General features: G+C 42.2%; 17 protein-coding genes. 7 read left to right on the top strand and 10 right to left on the bottom strand.

Going from position 1 to position 21099, the window contains the following annotated elements; translation table 11 throughout:
• Nucleotides 1–2: 2 nt before the first annotated feature.
• From ACZ41C_RS08085 to ACZ41C_RS08075, 3 genes are read left to right on the top strand one after another with little or no spacing between them, the layout of a single operon-like run.
• Complete coding sequence (locus ACZ41C_RS08085; RefSeq protein WP_464565458.1) at nucleotides 3–302, top strand: AtuA-related protein; 300 nt, start codon at nucleotides 3–5, stop codon at nucleotides 300–302.
• An 11-nt stretch (nucleotides 303–313) separates the two neighbouring features.
• Nucleotides 314–1342, top strand: a complete 1029-nt coding sequence (locus tag ACZ41C_RS08080; RefSeq protein ID WP_464565456.1) for an alpha/beta hydrolase — start codon at nucleotides 314–316, stop codon at nucleotides 1340–1342.
• Between the two features lie 43 nt (nucleotides 1343–1385).
• The gene (locus ACZ41C_RS08075; RefSeq protein ID WP_464565454.1) at nucleotides 1386–3137 is read left to right on the top strand and encodes an amidohydrolase; all 1752 of its coding nucleotides are present in this window, start codon (nucleotides 1386–1388) and stop codon (nucleotides 3135–3137) included.
• Nucleotides 3138–3309: 172 nt separating this feature from the next.
• Here ACZ41C_RS08075 and ACZ41C_RS08070 read toward each other — a convergent pair whose 3' ends face one another.
• Nucleotides 3310–4143, bottom strand: coding sequence for an AraC family transcriptional regulator (locus ACZ41C_RS08070; RefSeq protein WP_464565452.1), 834 nt, complete (start codon nucleotides 4141–4143; stop codon nucleotides 3310–3312).
• 134 nt (nucleotides 4144–4277) lie between these two features.
• Between ACZ41C_RS08070 and ACZ41C_RS08065 the strand changes: the two genes are divergently transcribed.
• From ACZ41C_RS08065 to ACZ41C_RS08055, 3 genes are all read left to right on the top strand, one after another.
• On the top strand, nucleotides 4278–5090 hold the full coding sequence (locus ACZ41C_RS08065) for a phytanoyl-CoA dioxygenase family protein (protein WP_464565450.1): 813 nt from the start codon (nucleotides 4278–4280) through the stop codon (nucleotides 5088–5090).
• Nucleotides 5080–5907: a sugar phosphate isomerase/epimerase gene (locus ACZ41C_RS08060; protein WP_464565448.1), complete on the top strand. Its 828-nt coding sequence runs from the start codon at nucleotides 5080–5082 to the stop codon at nucleotides 5905–5907. The genes ACZ41C_RS08065 and ACZ41C_RS08060 overlap by 11 nt, the downstream gene beginning before the upstream one ends.
• Nucleotides 5908–6129: 222 nt before the next feature.
• A complete protein-coding gene (locus ACZ41C_RS08055; protein ID WP_464565446.1) occupies nucleotides 6130–6357 on the top strand; it encodes a hypothetical protein in 228 nt (75 codons plus the stop codon).
• A gap of 66 nt (nucleotides 6358–6423) precedes the next feature.
• On the opposite strand, the gene ACZ41C_RS08050 is transcribed toward ACZ41C_RS08055, so the two are convergent.
• Genes ACZ41C_RS08050 through ACZ41C_RS08035 form a run of 4 tightly spaced genes read right to left on the bottom strand, consistent with a single transcriptional unit; the run spans nucleotide 6424 to nucleotide 11334 of the window.
• Complete coding sequence (locus ACZ41C_RS08050) at nucleotides 6424–7494, bottom strand: PA0069 family radical SAM protein (protein ID WP_464565444.1); 1071 nt, start codon at nucleotides 7492–7494, stop codon at nucleotides 6424–6426.
• A gap of 47 nt (nucleotides 7495–7541) precedes the next feature.
• The gene (locus tag ACZ41C_RS08045; protein ID WP_464565442.1) at nucleotides 7542–9092 is read right to left on the bottom strand and encodes a hypothetical protein; all 1551 of its coding nucleotides are present in this window, start codon (nucleotides 9090–9092) and stop codon (nucleotides 7542–7544) included.
• A gap of 16 nt (nucleotides 9093–9108) precedes the next feature.
• The gene (locus tag ACZ41C_RS08040) at nucleotides 9109–9891 is read right to left on the bottom strand and encodes an enoyl-CoA hydratase/isomerase family protein (protein WP_464565440.1); all 783 of its coding nucleotides are present in this window, start codon (nucleotides 9889–9891) and stop codon (nucleotides 9109–9111) included.
• Nucleotides 9892–9903: 12 nt separating this feature from the next.
• Nucleotides 9904–11334: a sensor histidine kinase gene (locus ACZ41C_RS08035; protein ID WP_464565438.1), complete on the bottom strand. Its 1431-nt coding sequence runs from the start codon at nucleotides 11332–11334 to the stop codon at nucleotides 9904–9906.
• A gap of 386 nt (nucleotides 11335–11720) precedes the next feature.
• Between ACZ41C_RS08035 and ACZ41C_RS08030 the strand changes: the two genes are divergently transcribed.
• A complete protein-coding gene (locus tag ACZ41C_RS08030; RefSeq protein ID WP_154917593.1) occupies nucleotides 11721–12206 on the top strand; it encodes a YybH family protein in 486 nt (161 codons plus the stop codon).
• A 105-nt stretch (nucleotides 12207–12311) separates the two neighbouring features.
• Here the strand turns inward: ACZ41C_RS08030 and ACZ41C_RS08025 are convergent, their stop codons facing one another.
• From ACZ41C_RS08025 to ACZ41C_RS08005, 5 genes are all read right to left on the bottom strand, one after another.
• Entirely contained in the window at nucleotides 12312–12848 is a 537-nt protein-coding gene (locus ACZ41C_RS08025) for a CopD family protein (protein ID WP_464565436.1), read from the bottom strand.
• A gap of 164 nt (nucleotides 12849–13012) precedes the next feature.
• Nucleotides 13013–16138 carry a VPS10 domain-containing protein gene (locus ACZ41C_RS08020; protein WP_464565434.1) on the bottom strand — a complete coding sequence of 1042 codons (3126 nt, stop codon included), beginning with the start codon at nucleotides 16136–16138 and terminating at the stop codon, nucleotides 13013–13015.
• A 104-nt stretch (nucleotides 16139–16242) separates the two neighbouring features.
• Nucleotides 16243–19377, bottom strand: a complete 3135-nt coding sequence (locus tag ACZ41C_RS08015; protein WP_464565432.1) for a WD40/YVTN/BNR-like repeat-containing protein — start codon at nucleotides 19375–19377, stop codon at nucleotides 16243–16245.
• Nucleotides 19378–19540: 163 nt separating this feature from the next.
• The gene (locus tag ACZ41C_RS08010) at nucleotides 19541–20644 is read right to left on the bottom strand and encodes a lactonase family protein (RefSeq protein WP_464565430.1); all 1104 of its coding nucleotides are present in this window, start codon (nucleotides 20642–20644) and stop codon (nucleotides 19541–19543) included.
• Between the two features lie 199 nt (nucleotides 20645–20843).
• Nucleotides 20844–21032, bottom strand: coding sequence for a hypothetical protein (locus tag ACZ41C_RS08005; protein ID WP_464565428.1), 189 nt, complete (start codon nucleotides 21030–21032; stop codon nucleotides 20844–20846).
• Between the last annotated feature and the right edge of the window lie 67 nt (nucleotides 21033–21099).

The following is a 21099-nucleotide window of genomic DNA, read 5'->3' as shown; positions in this document are numbered from 1 at the left end:
CCATGAAACTATGGGAAATTGCCCATGTGAGAACCGGGGACAAAGGAAACATCAGTAATGTTTCGGTTACCGTCTATGACCCAAAACATTATAGTATGGTTTCGGAAAAATTAACTCCGGAATTTATTAAGAAATGGTTTGGGAAACAGGTACTGGGTAAGGTCAAAAGATATGATCTACCTCAACTTGGCGCTCTCAATTTTGTAATGTACGATGCCCTTGGAGGTGGGGTGACGTCGTCAACCTCCCTGGACAAACACGGAAAGACCTTAGGCGCTTATTTATTGGACGTCACCTTTTAAAATCAAAGCACATGAAAAATATATTGACCATTGTTTTCCTAACCCTCTCAGGTTGGCTTTCGGCTCAAGAAATAGCCAAGGGAACAGTAGTTTTGGATTCTATTTATTCCAAGAACCTTGAGAATGATTTTGGTGAGAATCCAACCAGAAAAGTGTCCGTTTACTTACCTCCAAATTACGAGGGTTCAAAAACGAGATATCCCGTTATTTATTTTTTGCATGGGTTTCTAAATGATAACGGTCTTATGGATTACATGAAAGGCCTTTTGGATTATGCCATCGCGGCCGAAAAGATTGATCCATTTATTCTTGTAATACCCGATCAACGGACCACCTATGACGGAAGCTTCTATTCCAATACGGGCATCTTTGGCAACTGGGAAAATTTTACGGCGTATGATTTGGTTTTGTATATGGACAAAAATTACAGAACCTTGGCCAAACCTGGTAGCCGAGGCATTACCGGACATAGTATGGGCGGTTATGGCGCGTTAAAAATTGCCATGAAACACCCGGAAATTTTTGAGACTGTTTATGCGCTAAGTCCCGGAGCCCTTACGATAGTAAGGGAATATGGCCCCAATAGCGATACGTATGTAGAGTTTTCCAAAATGAAAACAATAACCGATCTCTCAGAATCTTATTTCGGAAAGGTGATTATGGCCTTTGGCAGGTCATGGTCCCCAAACCCCAATAAACCGCCCTTTTATTTTGATTTACCTTTTGAATATGTAAATGAGGAAATTGTTGCCAATCCCGAAGTACTGCAAAAATGGTATTCCGAAATGCCCGTTCATATGATCGATGAATATCTCGAAAATCTCAATACGCTTAGGGCCATTAAATTCGATTGGGGAAGAAATGCCGGGGAACGTTTTACCATACAATGTAAAATGTTCAGTCAGCGCTTGGAAAACGCAGGTGTAAAACATTTTGCCGAAGAATATATTGGCACCCATACGAACAATATCTATACAGAAGATGGCCGAATTCCGCAACAAATGTTACCTTTCTTTGATTATTATCTTGATTTTGAATAATACATGTAGGTTGATAACCAACCGATTAACTAATTTGACTATCATGAGAAAACTATTGTTGCTTGCCTTTCAAAAACGGATTGTCCTTATCAGCTATGCCATCATTGCCCTGATCGTACTTTCTTGTACAACCGAAAAGAAACAAACCGGCACCCTATTGATCCACGGTGGCCCCATTTACACCATGGATTCCCTGAATCCCGTGGTGGAAGCCGTGGTCACCCTTGATGACAAGATCCTGTTTTCCGGTAGTTTGGAAAATGCCGAAAAACTAAAAGGCCCGGAGACCCAAGTAATCGATTTGGAGGGTAAGACCATGACTCCCGGACTGATCGAAGGACACGGCCATTTTATGGGTCTCGGTTACAATGAACTTAATCTTGACCTTATCAACACCAAAAGCTTTCAGGAAATTATCGATGCCGTTGCCGATGCGGTCCAAAAAGCACAACCCGGTGAGTGGATTACGGGACGGGGCTGGCACCAGAGCAAATGGGACCAACTGCCGGAAAACAGCGTTTTAGGTTTCCCCACCCATGAAGCACTCAGTGCCGTTTCCCCGGACAATCCTGTCTACTTGAGGCATGCTAGCGGACACGCCGGTTTTGCCAATGCCAAGGCGATGGAATTGGCCGGACTTCAATTGATGGGCACCGAAAACATGGACGCCCTTTCCGTGGAAGGCGGCGAGGTCATCGTGGATGATTTAGGGCTTCCTACAGGGGTGTTTAATGAGCGAGCCATGACGCTTATTACCAAACACATTCCAGAAAATACGGCTGAGAAAGACATACAGGCCTTTGAATTGGCCGTGGCTGCCTGCCACCGAAACGGAATTACGGGTTTCCACGATGCCGGCATTGGGAGGGAGACCATTGCACTTTACAATACCATGAAGGCCGATGGCAAAATGGGCATACGCATGTACGCCATGCTGACGGGCTGGGACAAAGAGCTCCTCAACGAATGGTACGAAAAGGGACCCAACGTAGACCCTGAGCACCTTTTTACCATACGATCGATTAAACTAAATTGTGACGGGGCCTTGGGATCTAGAGGGGCTTGGTTGTTAGAACCTTACTCCGATAGGCCCGATCATTTTGGCCATGAGACCTTGCCCATGGAATTTGTGAAGGAAACATCCTTAAAAGGTTTGGAACATGGCTTTCAAGTGTGTTCCCACGCCATTGGAGATCGCGCCAATCGGGAAATTTTGGACCGCTATGAGGCGGCTTTTAAGGAAAAACCGCAGATGGTCAATGACAACAGGTTTCGGATTGAGCATGCCCAACATTTACACCCGGACGATATTCCTAGATTTGCCGAACTTGGGGTCATCCCAGCCATGCAGGCCGTTCATTTATCCTCCGACCGACCTTGGGCGATAGACCGATTAGGAGAAAAACGTATCAAGGAAGGTGCCTACATGTGGCAAGCCCTTTTAAAAAGTGGGATTCCCGTTGTGAACGGTACAGATGTTCCCGTGGAACCCTTGAACCCCATAGCCAGCTATTATGCCAGTGTTACACGGAAAACCCTAGAAGGGAACCCTGAAGGAGGCTATGAACCTGGACAGAAAATGACCCGGGAACAAGCATTACGATCCTATACCCTCGATGCCGCCTATGGTGCCTTTGAAGAAGGCATTAAAGGTTCCATTGCCGAAGGAAAACTGGCGGACTTTACCATTTTTGACCAAGATTTAATGACCGTACCGGAAGATACAATGTTGGACACTCAAGTGGCCATGACCATTTTTAATGGGCAAGTGGTCTATACAAAGAATATGGATTGATATCAGAAAAAGCGTGATGCTTGTGATATTGGGGGGATAATGGAACCATGGTTATGGTTTTCACTATATTTCCATAAAATTCGCAGCCTTCGCTACAACTCGCTCGTTGCTTTCGCAAACGACGTACATAGCGTGGCGATGTGCTTCATTATAAAGAAACTAAGGGATATTCTCAATGAATTTTTTTGTATTCTCTAGGGCTTAATCCTTTTATATTTTTAAAGGTTCTATTAAAGTGACTTATACTCTCAAATCCACTTATGTATGCAATATCTTGTATAGTTCTATTAGTTGTGGATAGCATAAAACAAACTTGTTCAATTCTACTATGATTTAAAAAGGATATGAAAGAATGTCCTGTATGCCTTTTAAACCATCTACAAAAGGATTGAGGTACCATATTAGTTAATTCTGCCATCCTATTAACTGTTAATTGCTCGTTAAGATGTTCTAAAATATAGTTGGTTGTTTTTGTAACTTTTAACTGATTACCATAGTTATGTAATCGATTGGTATAGTTTTTTGAAGATAATAGATAATAATTTTTATCAAAACAAAGTTCTTCTAAGATTTCAATGAGCTTTACTAGTTTGAAGGTGTTAGATAGTTTTTCAAAAGATATAATACTTTCAACAACTTTTTTTGTTGGTTTATAAAAATGTATCCCTTGTTTGGCTATCCTATATAAGTCGTCAAACATTTCACATTCATTAAAATTTTTAAAAAGAGACTCTTTGAATTGTAAAACAAATGCCTCTTGGTTTTCTGTTTTTGAAGCACTTACCCAATGATGAGGTAAGTTTTTACCAACAAGCACTAGGTCTAAATCCGCAAAGGACGCAATAGAATCACCAATAAATCTTGTGCCATTACCTTTCGTTATTAAGGTTAGCTCTAATTCTGGATGGTAATGCCAATAGGGCAAAAAAACGGTTTCACTTCTTTTAAAAAAATGAAACGAATGTTTTGTTTTTTCAACATTAATATATTCTAACTCTGGTTTCATATAGGATAAAAATAACGCAAAATATATCAAACAATATTCAGTAATGTTTAAATACACATAGTATTGGTTGATTTTTGCAAATAAAGAACTTATAGCAACTATTACTTTTGGAACTTAACAAAACAATAATAGTTATGCTTACCAAAACAGTTTTACAAGAAGATTATTCGTTAACAGAAGAACAGATTACTTTTTATCAAAAGAATAGGTATATAAAATTAAAACATGTACTCAATAATGAAACCTTGGCTTATTTCAATACAATTATCAGTAATAAAGTAAATGAACTAAATGAAGAAGATATTCCTTTAGAAAATCGTTCTACTTACGGAAAAGCCTTTTTACAATTATTCAATCTTTGGACAAAAGATGAAGAAATTAAAGATTTAGTATTTAGCAAACGGTTGGCAAAAATTGCATCAGATTTAATGCAAGTAGATGGTGTACGTTTATATCATGATCAGGCACTCTTTAAAGAAGCTGGTGGTGGTATAACACCTTGGCACGCAGACCAACACTACTGGCCATTAACAACTGACAAAAACATTACTGCTTGGATTCCTTTGCAAGAAACACCTTTAGAAATGGGGCCTCTAGAATTTAGTGCAGGCAGTCATGAAATTCTTGAAGGAAGAGAACTATCTATAAGTGATGATAGTGAAACTCAAATCGAAAAGCGTCTAAAAGTTACAGACTTTAAGCACATAATAGAACCTTTTGATGCTGGTGAGATAAGCTTTCATTCGGGTTGGGTTTTTCATCGTGCTGGTGCAAATACCACAGACCAAATACGGAAAGTGATGACCATAATATATATGGATAAGGATATGGTACTAAAAAAACCATCCAATGATGGACAGCAAAACGATTGGGAAACATGGTGTCCAGGAGCTAAAATAGGTGAAGTAATAAACACACCTTTAAACCCCGTACTATATGGAAATTAAATATCTATGTCCATATTGGGGAAGTGAAGAATATCAACCCCAAACCTTTATTGACTATGTGAAGGATAAAGATTATGATGGCATTGAAATAAATATTCCAAACGATACAATTTTCGAAACAAAGTTCTATGATGCCTTAAATAAGGTTAGAAGAGAAAGTCCAAACTTTATATGTGGATTACAACAGGTTTTTGGCATTAAAAAAGAAACACCAGAGGAGTATCTTGATAAGGTTCTAAAAAGAATGTGTGATATGGTACACTACCAGCCAGATTTTATTAATTCTCATACGGGTAAAGATTATTATTCTTTTAGTGATAATTGTAAAATTATTGATGCAATTGAGGATTTTTCTATTAAAAAAGGCATTCCTGTTTATCACGAAATACATAGAGGACGTTTCACGTTTCATTCTCAAGCTACGATACGTTATTTAGATGTTTTTCCTAGTTTAAAATTTGTAGGTGACTTTTCACATTGGTGCGTGGTTTCAGAATCTTTACTTCAAGACCAAGAAGAAGCTATCCATAGAGTTATTCCGTATATTGCACATTTACATGCAAGAGTGGCTACAGAACAAGCTTCCCAAGTTAATAATCCTTTTGCACCTGAATGGTCCGAACATTTAAAACGATTTACGAACATTTGGAAAGACACAATAGATTATTTAAAAAATATAAAAAGTCAATTTTCTATCACACCAGAGTTTGGACCATTTCCATATATGCCACAAGCACCATTTACACAAAAACCTCTGTCAAATCAGAGAGAAATAAACGAAAGAATGAAGGATTACTTAAAATCGCAGCTATTATGAAGAAAGCAGTTAGCATTATAGCAATATTAACATTGTTCGCTTGTAAAGAGGAAAGAAAATTCTCAAGGTGAGAACTTCAGTAACAATGTGAATAAAGTTGCTGCTACTATTATAGACGGTTCTGAGCAGCTAAAGTTTTTTAATAACCCTAAGCAACCCATACAGTCGAAATTTCAACAATTTCTGTAAGGAAGTATACAGCCTATAAGATGGATTCTTAGTATGATGCAAAGCGATTTACAACAAGGCATTGTTGGCAATTTTAGTGAGTTGCATCCAGAAGTTAAATCAGACGACTTATATAACACTGCAGGTCGTGGTGGAATGCAATATATTCTAGAAATCGGTGATTTGGCACTAACAAGTAAAGCTTGTGAAAAGTCAATTATTTGGTGGAATGCTGAAACAATAGGTAACTGGTGGGACGGATTTATACCCCCCCGCTGGTGATAGCATCTTGCTTGTGCCTGAACCCCTGGACAAGCGTCACGCTTGTCACAGTAGTATTTAAAACCCCTAAAAAAGACTCAACTGAGCGGTCTTGTATTGTTCATGTAATTCCGTATTCAAGGCAGGAAACTTTTTGTCCTTAAAGTAGTTGCGTTTTGCAAGCCTGACCATATCGTGGATTTGGGTGGCAATCTTGCCTTCTCCCTTACTCCGTATGCCAAAACGGTTATCGTTTAAGGTACCTCCATGACATTCCTTGATTTGGTTGAGTACTTTGTCCGCCCTATCGGGTAGGGTCTTACGAATCCAATCGGTAAAAATACCGCCAATGGCACCGTTCAATCTCACCACCGTAAAGGCGAAGGATACCGCCCCATTTTCCGAAACGGCTTTGGCCAAATCTATGATCTCATGGCTATTGATTCCCGGAATGATGGGTGCCAACATCGCATTCACGGGAATGCCGTTATCGGACAATACTTTTATAGCCTTCAGCCTTTTGGGTATGGAGGCGGTTCTCGGTTCCAAAATCCGTCGGGTCTCCTCCCTTAAGGAAGTTATAGAAACATTCACCCCAATCAAGCCGTAGTTGTTCAGTTCCTTTAGAAGGTCCAAATCCCTTAAAATCAAGGCATTCTTTGTGATGATGCCCACGGGATGTCGGTATTTCAAAAAGACCTCCAAACAGGCCCGCGTTAATTTGAATTCCTGTTCCGCAGGCTGATAACAATCGGTATTACCAGAAAGCACAATGGTACAGGCTTTCCAAGATTTGCTTCTTAGCTTTGCCTCCAATAATTTTGGTGCATCTTTTTTAACGAGAATCTTTCGCTCAAAATCCAATCCGGCGCTGTAACCCCAGTACTCGTGGCTATTTCTTGCATAGCAATAGACACAGCCGTGTTCACAGCCCTGATAGGGGTTCATGGAATATAGCATCCCTACATCCGGGCTCGTTACTTCGTTGACGATCGTCTTTGGAAAAATGGGAATATACTGGGTTTTGTTTTTATCGGCCGCTTCACCTTCCAATCGGCAAAACTCCAGAAAATCGTCCCGAGTCTCATAACTATGTTGAAGGAATTTGTTGGGCGTATTTTCCTGTGCCCCCCTTCCTTTTATAGGGGAATTATTCATTTTAATGGATTTATTCCAAAAATATGGAATATATCCATTAAATAATATTATTTAACAGCTACTTGTACCAATTGTTTTTTGGAGCCGCGTTTCGCATAGAATAGGATCTCGTCATGCAATTTGTCAATATAGGGTTTGGAAACCATTAGGGGCAAGCGGGCATCGGTATCGTCGATGACCTTTTCATAATTCATGCGCCCATTTTCATCCAACTTGATCAAAAACACGTTCCTGTTCCTGCTCAAACCCTGTTTAAACATGATGCGTTCGTCACTTAACTGCTGTGGGTTTTCGGCCGAGGTACTAATGAAAAAGTAGGTAGTATCGTCCTTCGTGAGGGAACTGTAGGAGGCGTAGGCCCCATCGCCTTGGGTAACTTCGGTCTTATTGATATTTCTGGCCCAGATCAAGTCGCCCTCACCACTCAGTTTGGCGCTTACGATGTCGTTGTGGTGATATCTGGTGACCAACACCCTACCACCACTGCTGTTTGCCTGTGTACTGGTACTGGTAAAATACTCTTCGGCATTGAACAAAATATTACCCTTGGATGTTATGCTCATTCCTTTGAATACCAAGTTTTTCAACGTCTTATCGTCTTCCCTACCAAATTTATCCATCATGAACTGTTCTGAGAACGGATTGAACTTTTGACTTTCGATTTCCAAGGTCCTCGGATTCATTTTAAAGTAGGAGATGCCGTTATATCGGTTATCCTTTCTATCGGCAAAGAAACCGAGACACAATAATTCCTTGCCCTTAAAAATAGGTTTAAGGGCCTCTGGAAACTTGCCCGGCGTGTAAAACGACTGCGTTGTACCCCCAGTACTGGAAACGCGTACCATTTCATATTGGAACTTGCGCTCCGTGGCATTGAAACGTTTTTTCTTGAAATAGGCCTTTCCTACCAAGTATACATTGCTAAAGTCTTCCGAGAAGGTGATCGTCTCAAAGGCATAATTTTTTTCTTCGACTTCTGCCGAAAAATCATGTTCCATCAATTTGTTCAGTCCGGCATCAAAAACATGGATATAGTGCTGGTTGTTCTTACCCTTTTTAAAATGGGTAGTGATGGCAAAGGCCGATTTCTCATTGTTAAACAACACCGATGTAGTGAACCCCGATGAGAAATTCCTATTGTAGTAATTCCTGTCCAGCGGCTCCGCCACGGGATCCGATGGGATGGTCAAAATAGTCTCCTTGGTGAACTGATAATCCGTATACGGACTTCTATGAACTTGATATTCATAGGCCATTCTGTCGAAATTGTATTCCAGAAAAAGTAAGTATGCCTGACCGTTCTTGATATATGCATCCACAAAATTGGCATTTTTCAGCTTATAGTTGAATTCGGAAAGCAGTTCCAAATCCTCATTGTAATGTTCAATGAAATACCCTTTTGGTTTTAGCACGATTCCCGTGTAGTAGGCCCTAACGATGACCGTTCCGCCCTGGCCATCGTCCGCAATGGCCAATAGATTGGAATACTTGTACTTGTCATTGTATTTTTCGCCAATGTTATACGCAACATCGGCCTTTTGGGCAACGGAAAGGTTTAGTGTCGCCAAAAAAAGTACTAGGAAAATTTTTCTAAACATGGTCAGTTCGCTTTACCTACGAACCCGGAAAATCAGCTTTTCTTTTTTCTAAAAATGCCGAGGTGCCCTCTGCAAAATCATCCGTTCCAAAACATGCCCCAAAAGCCTCAATTTCCTGCTCGTAGCCGTTAACAGTATTCATAAAACCCGCATTTACCGCTTTTATTGCATGGGATATGGCGACGGAGGAATTATTACAGATTTTTTCGGCAATCTTATGACACAGTGGTAAAAGCTCCTCCTGTGTTACGACATGGTTTACCAAGCCGTAATTTTTAGCCTGATCAGCAGAAATCATTCCTGCGGTCATGATCATTTCCATGGCCCTTCCCTTCCCTACCAGTTGGGGAAGGCGCTGGGTACCCCCATAACCGGGAATCACGCCAAGGGACACCTCCGGAAGGCCCATTTTGGCGTTATCGCTTGCCACCCGAAAATGACAGGCCATGGCCAGTTCCAAACCACCGCCCAAGGCAAAACCGTTTACCGCGGCAATGACCGGTTTGGAAAGGTTCTCCACAAAGTCGAACAACAGTTCCTGCCCTTTGGCAGCCAATTTTTTTCCTTTTTTTACCGAAAAATCGGCGAACTCTGAAATATCGGCCCCTGCCACAAAGGCCTTCTCCCCGCTACCGGTTATGATAAGCACCTTTACATCAGCATCCTCCTCGAGCTCCGATATGGCCTCATGCAGTTCTTGAATGGTCTCCCGGTTCAAGGCGTTTAGCTTTTTTGGCCGATTGATGGTGATGGTCGCAATCGATTCTTCAATGGTTACCAGTATCGTTTCGTAAGACATATTCCTTGCTTTTTATTTTATGGTCCTCATACTTGCTACTCTTGGGAATTTAACACAAAAAACCGTGCCTTTCCCGGGTTGGGACGTGAAATTTATGGTTCCTTTATAGGTTTCCACGATGTTCTTTACCATACCTAGGCCGAGCCCCATTCCACTGGTCTTGGTGGTGAACTTGGGTTCGAAAATCTTGTCCTCTACTTCCTTTCCGATACCGATTCCATTATCGGCCACCGAAATTTTTACCATTTCCCCATCTACTGCAACCGAAACCAAAATCCTAGGGGAGTCATGTTCCTCCGGTATGGCCTGTATGGCATTCTTTACCAAATTGGTTACCACGCGTATCAACTGGGTGCGATCCAATTTGGCGATGATTTCCTCTTCTTCCGCAATAAAGTGGATGTACTCCTCATTGAAGATATCCAGGGCCAGTTTCACGATTTTTACCACGTTGAGGGTTTCGTTCTGCTGCGCCGGCATTTCCGCAAAACTTGAAAAGGCCGAAGCAATGCTGCTCATGGTATCGATCTGCTGAATGAGCGTTTTGGAATACTCCGCCACCTTTTCGGCAATATCAGGATCGTTGGGGTCGAATTTTCGCTGAAAACTTTGAACGCTCAGACGCATGGGTGTCAACGGGTTTTTAATTTCATGCGCAACCTGTTTGGCCATTTCGCGCCAGGCCTGTTCCCGCTCGCTTTTTGCTAATTTTGCCGCACTCAGGCTTAATTCATCGATCATGGCATTGTAGGAGGAAATCAATTTCTCTATTTCCTCACCGGGCTTTTCCAAATGGATCTTCTCGTTCCTGCGGGTAAGGTCCGTACGCTCCATCATATCACTGATGGTTTCCAGGGACCTGGTGATATATTTGGAAATGAAATAGGCCAGTCCTATGGCCAAAAGGAACATCAGAAAATAGACCCCTCCCAAACGGGTCAAAAACTCGTTCAACTCCTTGTCATTGAATGAATTATCCTCAAAATAAGGCAAATTCAATATCCCGATAGGCTTGAATTGTCGGTCTGCGATATACGTATAGGAAGCCTGATACTGGTCGCCGGCCGCCTTGTTGCGCTCCACGTATCTTTTATCAACGCTGGCATCGAGCTGATTTAGGATTTCCGGATCTAAACAAAGGGAAATAGGGTCGTTCTCAAATTTTGGGCGTGAGCTTTTGATCAATTCACCCTCCAAACTATAAATGTTGAAGTTCATGTTCTGCACCACGGCGATCTCATAAATTTCCTCCTTGAAAATGAGACCAAGATTCTCTGTAGTGACCGGATAGGTGGTCTTTTGAATGGTCAAGTCGATGCTCTGCCTAATCTGCTCTTCCTTCCGCTCCATTCTGTTTTCATGGTAATCCCTGTTGATTTCCCTAAACTGATAGATGGTAACGGCCAATATAAGCACGGAAGCGATCAGTACCAATAATATCATTGATACGAAGATGCGCGACCGTAAAGAAAATCTACTTAACAAAAGCTGGGCATTTCGTTCAAAGTTAGCAAATATCGCACCAAAGCGGGTTCAAAATCAAGTTCAAGCGCAAATCTCAAGTTAAAGCCAAACGGAAAAAATAAATTCAAATAACAATTACAACCAATTCACTAGGTACAGAAAACCTAAGATAGTTCGTACATCGTATTGATTGAAGATTGTAAGCTACAATTCGAATTATTCCATATAAAATTCCATCCAAGTGTTATTGTTTATATTTTTAAAGAGACGTTTGATACGCTCCAATTATCAGAATACATTCGAGTTTTTCAGAAAAGAGTTTTAAGATTGTAAATGAATTAATAATTAAATGAAATCGTAAAAATATGTCATCAAAAATGGTAATTATAACTCAAAAAACATTGAGAAAAAAACTTACTCATATTTTGAGCTTACTTGTCTTTACCTCAATTTTTGCTCAAAACGAACATAGCAAAGCAATTGTTGAGATTGAAAATTTGAGCAAAGAAAGGGCTAAAGCTTTTAATCAATCGGATGCTAAGACAATTGCTTCTTATTTTACTCTAGATGCTATACTCATGGCACCTAATAAAAATGTACAGATTGGACAAGAATCGATAGAGGCATATTATCAAGGTCTTTTTGATAATTTTAACCTTGAATTGGATAGTTACTACGAGGAAGTGGAGGTTTCAGGAAACATGGCCTATGGCCGAGGTGAAGCTATTGTCAAAGCGACACCGAAGAAAGGTGGGGAAACTATAACAACTTCCTCCAAATATTTAAATATTTTAAGACGACAGTCAGATGGTTCATGGTTGACCACACATGACATTTGGAACGAAAATTAATTTCGAAAGCGGAATATTTCAATTTTGAAAAGGTATATCCAGTGACAGGAATAATAAGCACCCTTCAAAGTGATTATAGGTAGTCTTTTAACATAGGAAATATCATTATTGACGTATTCGCTTATAGAGCTTGATTCCCAGCATCAAAAGGACTCCCAAAACAATGATTCCGACTACGCCAAAAATCCAGTTAAAAGTACCTTTCAATATAACCAGAAAGACCACTGCAAATAGGATAAGTGTAGCCCCTTCATTCCATATGCGCATGTAATTTGAGGAGTATTTGATATCATCTTGCTGGAATCTTTTAAATATGAGGTGATTTTTTAAGTGATACACAATCAGCAACAGTACAAACCCCAATTTAATATGCATCCAAGGTTGTTGCAACCACTGGGGCATTAAGATCAATAACCAAATGGCAAACACAGTAGCCAAGACCGCCGATGGCCACGTGATGATATACCACAGCCGCTTTTCCATCAACTTGAACTGGGCACTCAATATTTCTCGCTCTACCGCTGGTTTTTGTTGCGCTTCAATATGATAAATGAACAATCTTGGGATGTAAAAAAGCCCCGCGAACCACGTAATCACGAAAATCAGGTGCAGGGCTTTTATATAATTATAATATTCGGTCATATTCTATTAAACTCAAACACAAATTCAAATACAAGAGTCAAGTTCAAGTTCAAACACTTATTATTTCCACAAGGATTTCACTAACTCACCATCCCACTAACTCACTAATAAAACGGATACAAAACAAAACCTGAAACGTTCAAAAAGAAAGAACAATTAATAAACTACTTCGGATTTAAAGCCCCAATACCCGCTTCCCAAAGTGCTTTGTTATACGCCGGAATATCTGTATTTAGCAAGGCTTCTCCTCTGGCCTTTAAAGGTATCCATTGCTTATCCAATTCCTGTTTTCTATCCATATTGGATTTGTTTACCCGTGGAATACTACCGCTGGTCTGATTCAAGAGAAATAGATATTCCGCCGTAAATTTGTTGGGGAAATTCTCCACATCGTCATAGGCCTGAGACTTTCTTTGGACCATATCGGCATCCCACGCCTTCATTTTTTCCAACAGTGCTTCACCTTTTGATTTTAAGGTTTCATCCTCGATTTCCTTCAACACTTCCTTTAGGTCTTTCTGAACCTCAAAAAGGGTATTGACCATTTTATGCATCTCGGTAATCTTCTGTTCCATTTCGCCCATTAACACATCGTACTCCTCAAATTGTCCCGGTTTCATTTCAATGGTTGGAATTGGTTTGATCTCACCTTGTGTGGTTACCGTCTGCCCATCCATAGTAAGTGTTATGGTATACGTTCCAGGAATTGCCTGGTGTCCCCTAAAGTTGGCCTCTATATACACGCCTGGAATTCCCGGAACGATCGAATGGCCCATATCCCATACAAACCGATTCAAGCCTTCATTTTTTGGCAATACAGGGGCCGGAGGGGCTCCCCCACCGTTATGTGGTATATAGTCTTTATCCTTTTCCGAACTAAAACTGCGAATCAATTTCCCTTTGGAATCCTTGATTTCCATGGTAAGCTTGGTGGAATCATTCAATTTTGGCAATTCGTAATACAGCACCATACCGTTCGCCGGATTGACCCCGTCAAAGGCATCCGTGGCAGTAACCTCCTTGGCATTGCTGCTCATGGGACTTCCCCAAAATCCTGCGTAGGCCGCATTTGGTTTCAAAAATTTCAGGCCCTTTTTGGTTGGTTCAAACTGGCTAATGGTATTGATATTGTCCAAAATCCAGAAAGATCGTCCCGAGGTCGCCACGATTAAATCCCCTCTATGCACCTTTAAATCCAACACAGGGGTTACCGGTAAATTCAACTGAAAGGGCTCCCATGTTTTGCCTCCGTTCCAAGAGATGTACATACCGAGTTCCGTACCCGCATACAATAAATCTTTCCTATTTTCATCTTCCCGAACCACCCTTGTAAAGGCCCCGTAAGGGATACCAGTACTAATATTGGTCCAGGTTTTTCCATAGTCGGTTGTTTTGTAAAGGGCCGGTGTGTAGTCGTTGAACTTGTATCGGGTGGTGGCGATGTACGCCGTAGCGGGGTCATGAGGTGATACCTCAACGGCATTGATCAAGCATTCGCTCAGTCCTTTTGGGGTTACATTGTCCCAAGTTTCCCCACCATTTTTGGTAATATGTACCAATCCATCGTCACTTCCCGTCCAGAACACTCCCTTTTCATGCGGCGATTCTATCATATAGGCCAGGGTTCCGTAGTTTTCCGCACCTACCGCCTCATTGGTGTAAGGTCCGCCACCGTTACCTTGCTTGGCATCGATATCGCGTGTTAGATCAGGAGAGATTTCTTCCCAGGTAAGCCCCATATCGCGTGTGCGTAAAACCAATTGCGCGCCATGATAATACGTACCAGGTTCGTGGATGGAACCAATGATCGGGGCGTTCCAGTTGTACAAATATTTCATGTTCCTGGCTTCCCTTCCCAAATACTGTATGGGGGCTGCCATAATGTTGGTAGAACTCTTGGTTTCCGTATCAAGCACTTCGATAGTACCCAAATAACTGCCGCCCAGCACATATCTTGGATTATCTGGGTCAAAGGCCAAAAAGGCACTTTCACCACCGGCGGAATAGGTCCAGTCCTCCTCCGTTATACCGCCCCTTCCCAAGGACAAACTGGCGATTCGCACCGAAGTATTGTCCTGCTGCCCACCGTAAATATTGTATGGGAACAGGTTATCGACACTTATTCTATAAAACTGCGCTGTTGGCATATTGTCCTGCGCTGACCAAGTTTTACCATAATCAAAGGTAATGGTAGCCCCTCCGTCATCGGCCAGCACCATGTTTTTGGAATTATCAGGGTTTATCCACAAATCGTGCGTATCCCCATGCGGTACATCAATGGTTTCCCAAGTCTTCCCGCCGTCTTCGGAACGGAACATGGCCGCACTCAACACATACACGGTATCCTCATCATTGGGGTCCGCAAATACTTCAATGTAGTACCAAGCACGCTGTACCAGTCTATTATCACCACTCACCATGGACCAGGATTCCCCTGCATCATTGGAGACGAAAAGTCCGCCCTTGTCAGCATTGGAATCGCTTTCGATCAAGGCGTACACTTTATTTGAATTAGCAGGGCTAACAGCTATGGCCATTTTTCCTTTTTCCTCTGGAAGGCCTTCGTGGATTTTTTTCCAGGTCTCTCCGGCATCGGTGGATTTGTAGAGTCCGCTGCCTTCCCCGCCACTGATTACTATATTGGGTTTGCGTTGGTGCTCCCACATGGCCGCGTACATGATTTCAGGGTAATTGGCATCCATAGAAAGTTCTGCCGCCCCGGTCAAATTGTTCACGAAAAGGGTGTTTTTCCAAGTTTTCCCCCCATCGATGGATTTGTAGATTCCTCTTTCTGGATTCCCTTCAAAAAGTGCTCCCTGGGCGGCTACATAGACAATATCCGGATTGGTTGGATGAATGATGATACGCGAGATATGCTGCGTCTTTTCCAATCCTACATGTTGCCATGTTTTACCGGCATCGGTGGATTTATACACACCATCACCATAAGACGTCATCACTCCCCTTGGGGCATGCTCGCCCATACCGCAGTATAGAATGTTGGGGTTCGATTTTGAAACGGCTACGGCGCCTACGGAACCGGTTTTGAAATAACCATCGGAGATGTTTTCCCATTTCTGACCGGCGGTCTCGGTCTTCCAAAGTCCGCCACCAGTGGTGCCCATATAATATGTCATCGGGTCACCGATAACCCCGCTTGCCGTAACCGAACGCCCACCTCTAAAGGGTCCTATATTACGGTATTTCATCGGTTTGAAATACTCGTTGGCCAATTGGGCAAAGGTTCCCGTTGCTCCAAGGGTGAATAAAATCACAAGTAATCTTTTCATTTAATTTCTAGTTTTTTGATGCCTTTTTAACTTCTCGCCCCCCCCTTTGAGTACACTCTGGATAGGCCGCTAGAAGTGACAGATCAATAGAATAACACCTTATATTACTCAACAAACAAATAGTTCAAGTTCAAATCGTTAAAGGATGTATTGAACGTTTTTAGCTCATTCGACATCACAGCGTCAAACTTGTCCAATTCCTTGTTGATAGCGGCCGTAAGCTCGTTCTTAACGGCAATGTCCTGTTCCGTGGGAGGAAAGTCATCAATCGCCACCAAACTATTCAAATGTCCCAATTTGTTGGTCAACTTAATGGGGAAGTTCAAAGGATCTTGCCGACTCCTATTCTTGGTCTGGTATAAGGCCTTCTCCACCTCGCCCAAACTTTCCTTCATCTTTTTGGCCTTTTCGATAAGTTCCTTAGTGGATTCGTTATCTGCATACTGCTTAGTGAATGCATCCAATTGGGCCGTTACGTTCCTGATCTTTTCAATGGACTTGTGGGCCTTATCTATGGTCGTGTTGATATCGGTAATAAAGTCATACTGTTTTTGCATATCGGCTACCGATGCCTCCGCCCGCGGATCTGGGACAATTTTGAACTCCTGCATACTGGAATTCCCATTGACATTCAAATGTACCTTGTAGTTACCGGGAACCGCTTTTGGCCCATCCAAATTGGCCCACCAAAGTATCATACCGTCCAACAATTTGGCACCCTTACCCCGAGTGTCCCAAACAAAGGTATTCCCGCCTTTCTTTACTTCTAGTTTTCGGTCCTTTTCTTTTGTATAGTTGTTATAAGTGGCCAAGGTATCCCCTGCCATGGAGGTATAAGTTAGATGAACACTATCCTTTTCACTGAGATTCTTCAAGTAAAAATGGGTCACCACACCGTTAGGGTGGTTTTGTCCGGATGTTTTGGAAGGACTGCTTGTTGCCCTCCCTTTCGTACGATAGGAATCCTTGGGTTTATACAGAATATGTTCCGATGATTTCTTGCTTTCATCCAATTGATGTAGTACCGTTAAATCATCAATGATCCATAGACTGCGTCCCTGGGTGGCCACAATCAAATTATTGTCCTTGATGGTCAAATCCGTAATGGGTACGATGGGCAGGTTCATCTGGAAAGATTTCCAGTTCGCCCCATCATCGAAGGAAATATACATACCTGTTTCCGTTCCCGCATACAGCAAGCCTTTTCTTTTGGGGTCTTCCCGCACTACACGTGTAAAGTGTTCCTCATTTATGCCATTGGTAATCTTGGTCCATGTTTGGCCATAGTCCGTTGTTTTGTATAGGTAGGGCTGGAAATCGCCCAATTTATATCGGGTAGCGGCCACATAACATGTACCCTCATCAAAAGCTGAAGGTTCAATGCTATTGATCATGTTCCACTCCGGCATATTGGAAGGAGTAACATTTTCCCAAGTCTCGCCCCCATTTTTGGACACATGGATCAATCCGTCATCACTACCTACCCACAACAAGCCTTCCTTCAACGGACTTTCATTGGCAGTGAAAATGGTACAATAGTACTCTACACTGGTATTGTCCTGGGTTATGGGCCCACCGCTGGAACCTAATTTTGTTGGGTCGTTCCTGGTAAGATCCCCACTCAACACTTCCCAACTCTGGCCTTCATTCGTGGTCATGTGTACATGGTTGGAAAAAGTGTATAATTTATTGGGGTCATGCCTACTGAACAAAATGGGGAAATTCCATTGAAAACGATATTTCATCGCCTCCGCCCCTGCACCCATGGGATTGTCCGGCCATACATTGATGCCCCTAACGGTGCCTTTTTCATGGTTCACGCGGGTAAGGAAGCCATCGTAGCTACCACCGTAAACAATATCATCATTCTCCGGGTCTACGGCAATCCAGGCGGATTCCCCACCGGCGGTTTCCTCCCAATCGTCCTCAGTAATAGCGGAACCATCACTTCTATGATTTACACGAAGTGTGGAATTATCCTGTTGCGCTACATAAATTCGGTATGGAAAATGGTTGTCCGTAGTCACCCGATAGTATTGAGCTGTAGGCTGGTTGTAATAGGTACTCCAGGTCTCCCCTCCGTCATAGGAAATTTGGGCACCCCCATCATCCCCAATAATCATCCGCTGGCCATTTTCTGGAGAAATCCAAAGATCATGATGGTCTCCATGCGGGGCATTGAAGGATTTGAATGTTTTTCCCCCATCCATGGATTTGTGATAGCTTACGTTCAGAACATACACTACATCTTCATCCTGGGTATCCGCATAGACACGGGTATAGTACCAGGCACGTTGTCTCAGGTTTCGGTCGCTATTGACCAAGGACCATTTTTTACCACCGTCTTCGGAACGGTACAAACCGCCCTTTTCCTTATTTTCGACAATGGCCCAAACCCTTTCAGAATTCTTGGGCGAAACCGCTACCCCAATGATTCCCAAGGTATCCTTTGGAAAACCTTCGTTCTTGGATATCTCGTTCCAAGTTTCACCACTGTCCGTACTTTTCCATAGGGCGGATCCTTCCCCTCCACTACTTAGACTGTATGGGGTTCTTTGGGCACGCCACGTAGAAGCGTACAAAATTCTTGGGTTGTTTGGGTCGAAGGTCAAATCCACCGCACCGGCCTGTTCGTTTACGAAAAGTACTTGTCTCCAAGTGTCGCCACCATCGGTACTTTTGTAGATGCCCCTTTCTTTTGTCGGTTTGTAGATATCCCCCAATACTGCGGCGTATACCGTATTGTAATCCGTGGGATGTACCCTGATCCTAGGCACGTGCCTACTCTTTTCCAAACCGGCCTTTTCCCAGGTTTTACCGCCGTCTACGGTTCTCCAAATGCCATAACCTGAAGAAACGTTTCCCCTTAGGGTCTTTTCGCCACCGCCCACGTAGATTACATTCGGGTCGCTTTTTGCCACCTCCACAGCACCGATACTTCCGCCAAAATATCCATCGGAAATATTTTCCCAGGTTCGACCGCCATCCAAGGTCTTCCAGACCCCTCCACCCGTGGCTCCAAAATAGTAAAGGTTGGGTTCTCCCGGCACGCCGGTAACGGCAGCCGATCTACCACCGCGATAAGGCCCTATACCCCGATATTCAAGGCTGGAGTACAATTCCTCTGGATAGGAAACAGTTGCGCTATTGGATTTACTTCTACGTTGTGCCTCTGTTGTACTGGGCAGTAGCAATAGGAAAAGGGCCACGAGGCCCATAAAAGAGTACTTGGATTTCATTTTCAGTTCTTTGAATTAGTCAACCCTAAATTTAAAGAAAAGCTTTTAATACACCCATTTAAAAAAGACAATAATGAATTTGGGGCTTATGGTTTTTTTCCAAGCTTATAAAATTCAATAACATAAGAATGAATATTTTTTAGGAACCTGGCCTATGTAAATATTAATCCAGAAACTCCAAACAAACGGGATTGGGCAGTTCAATTTCTTCCAAGAATTCTAAAGTACCTAGCTCCTGGTCTCTTCTGAATACCACAATATTGCTGCTTTTTTGATTGGCTACCAACAGATACTTCCCAGTTGGGTCCATTGTAAAATTACGGGGCCAATCTCCCCGGACGGACTCCCTGTCCACCAGACTCAAGGAACCTGTTGCTTTGTCCACCCTAAAAATGACGATGGTCTGTTCGCCACGGTTGGATCCATATAGAAAATTACCATCAGGGGACAAATGGATATCAGCACAGTAACTTTCCCCTAAGAAATCGTTCGCAAGGGTAGAATGGGTTTCCTTTTCAATATATTTTGAACCCGTTCTTTCAAAAACAGTGATGGTAGAATTCAATTCATTTATGGTGTATAAGAACTTCCCATCCTGACCAAAGGTGAAGTGTCTTGGCCCTGCACCACTTGGTAAATCAATGGAAGGCTGTTCGTTTGGTTTGAACTTTCCGGCATCCATAGAAAATCGCTTCATGGCATCCAGCCCTAAATCGGCTATAAATAACCCTTCCTTTGTAAAGGCGGCAGAGTGTGTGTGGGATGTCTTTACAGTATCCAAACTTTGCAGGTCAATTACTTGTGGATTCTTCATTAGCCCACCTATCTCGTCCAAATTGAAAATGGTGGCATTCCCCCCAGTATAACTAGAAATAGTCATATTTTTCCCATCATCTGAAACGGCTATATGACAAGGATGTGCACCCACGGTAACCACACCCCCTTTTTCAACGAGTTTACCTTCTATTAATTCAAAGGCCATAACACCGCCAGTTTTATTTTCAAAGGAATCTGTTTCCAGTACGGAATAAAGCATTGAATTATCTGGAGAGAACTTTATATATGAAGGGTTTTCAATAGTTGCCGCCAATTGTTTGTTGGTTAAGGCTCCTGTATTCGCATTGAATTTCAGTTGATAAATACCATTGCTATCCCCGTCCGTATACGTTCCTACATATAAATCATAGGTCATGTGATCAGAATTCATATTGCATCCCATCATACAGAGTATGCCTAAGTACATCATCGCAGTAGTCCATCTATTCATCTGTTTATTTCTATTGTTTTTCATAGGTCAGATGTAATTATTCACATCATTTATGTTTGTCTAATTTGGGTGTTCATGAATCTTCGATATCGCCAATAACTATCTCGATAAAACCAAAACTTGTTATGGCTCATTTCATAGGAAAATTTAATGTACCTAAATGTAGACACTTTTAATGAAACTTGGCAAAACGATACATCTAAAGGTCGGTTTTGGTATCGCTTCCCTGATCTTTGTACTCGCGATATTCCTTGGTCGACTTTCTTAAATCGATGATGGCAAATACCACAAGAATCAACAAAACGAAGGTAACCAGAACCAAAACAAAGTACATCATGGGGGATATTTCCTTATTGGACCCAGAATGTTGGTTAAGGTCACTAACCATACCTTTTTTCTGGATAAACCGGATGCTTATTCATTAAAATATTGATTATAAAGGCACTATTGATAAA

Source organism: Maribacter sp. C-4077 (assembly GCF_055378385.1).
This window is presented reverse-complemented; position numbering and strand designations above follow the sequence as displayed.

What these genes read in the sequence shown, in the direction of transcription:
- ACZ41C_RS08085 (WP_464565458.1), top strand. Translation starts at nt 3, where the DNA reads ATGAAACTATGGGAAATTGCCCATGTGAGAACCGGGGACAAAGGAAAC.
- ACZ41C_RS08080 (WP_464565456.1), top strand. Translation starts at nt 314, where the DNA reads ATGAAAAATATATTGACCATTGTTTTCCTAACCCTCTCAGGTTGGCTT.
- ACZ41C_RS08075 (WP_464565454.1), top strand. Translation starts at nt 1,386, where the DNA reads ATGAGAAAACTATTGTTGCTTGCCTTTCAAAAACGGATTGTCCTTATC.
- ACZ41C_RS08070 (WP_464565452.1), bottom strand. Translation starts at nt 4,143, where the DNA reads ATGAAACCAGAGTTAGAATATATTAATGTTGAAAAAACAAAACATTCG.
- ACZ41C_RS08065 (WP_464565450.1), top strand. Translation starts at nt 4,278, where the DNA reads ATGCTTACCAAAACAGTTTTACAAGAAGATTATTCGTTAACAGAAGAA.
- ACZ41C_RS08060 (WP_464565448.1), top strand. Translation starts at nt 5,080, where the DNA reads ATGGAAATTAAATATCTATGTCCATATTGGGGAAGTGAAGAATATCAA.
- ACZ41C_RS08055 (WP_464565446.1), top strand. Translation starts at nt 6,130, where the DNA reads ATGATGCAAAGCGATTTACAACAAGGCATTGTTGGCAATTTTAGTGAG.
- ACZ41C_RS08050 (WP_464565444.1), bottom strand. Translation starts at nt 7,494, where the DNA reads ATGAATAATTCCCCTATAAAAGGAAGGGGGGCACAGGAAAATACGCCC.
- ACZ41C_RS08045 (WP_464565442.1), bottom strand. Translation starts at nt 9,092, where the DNA reads ATGTTTAGAAAAATTTTCCTAGTACTTTTTTTGGCGACACTAAACCTT.
- ACZ41C_RS08040 (WP_464565440.1), bottom strand. Translation starts at nt 9,891, where the DNA reads ATGTCTTACGAAACGATACTGGTAACCATTGAAGAATCGATTGCGACC.
- ACZ41C_RS08035 (WP_464565438.1), bottom strand. Translation starts at nt 11,334, where the DNA reads ATGATATTATTGGTACTGATCGCTTCCGTGCTTATATTGGCCGTTACC.
- ACZ41C_RS08030 (WP_154917593.1), top strand. Translation starts at nt 11,721, where the DNA reads ATGTCATCAAAAATGGTAATTATAACTCAAAAAACATTGAGAAAAAAA.
- ACZ41C_RS08025 (WP_464565436.1), bottom strand. Translation starts at nt 12,848, where the DNA reads ATGACCGAATATTATAATTATATAAAAGCCCTGCACCTGATTTTCGTG.
- ACZ41C_RS08020 (WP_464565434.1), bottom strand. Translation starts at nt 16,138, where the DNA reads ATGAAAAGATTACTTGTGATTTTATTCACCCTTGGAGCAACGGGAACC.
- ACZ41C_RS08015 (WP_464565432.1), bottom strand. Translation starts at nt 19,377, where the DNA reads ATGAAATCCAAGTACTCTTTTATGGGCCTCGTGGCCCTTTTCCTATTG.
- ACZ41C_RS08010 (WP_464565430.1), bottom strand. Translation starts at nt 20,644, where the DNA reads ATGAATAGATGGACTACTGCGATGATGTACTTAGGCATACTCTGTATG.
- ACZ41C_RS08005 (WP_464565428.1), bottom strand. Translation starts at nt 21,032, where the DNA reads ATGGTTAGTGACCTTAACCAACATTCTGGGTCCAATAAGGAAATATCC.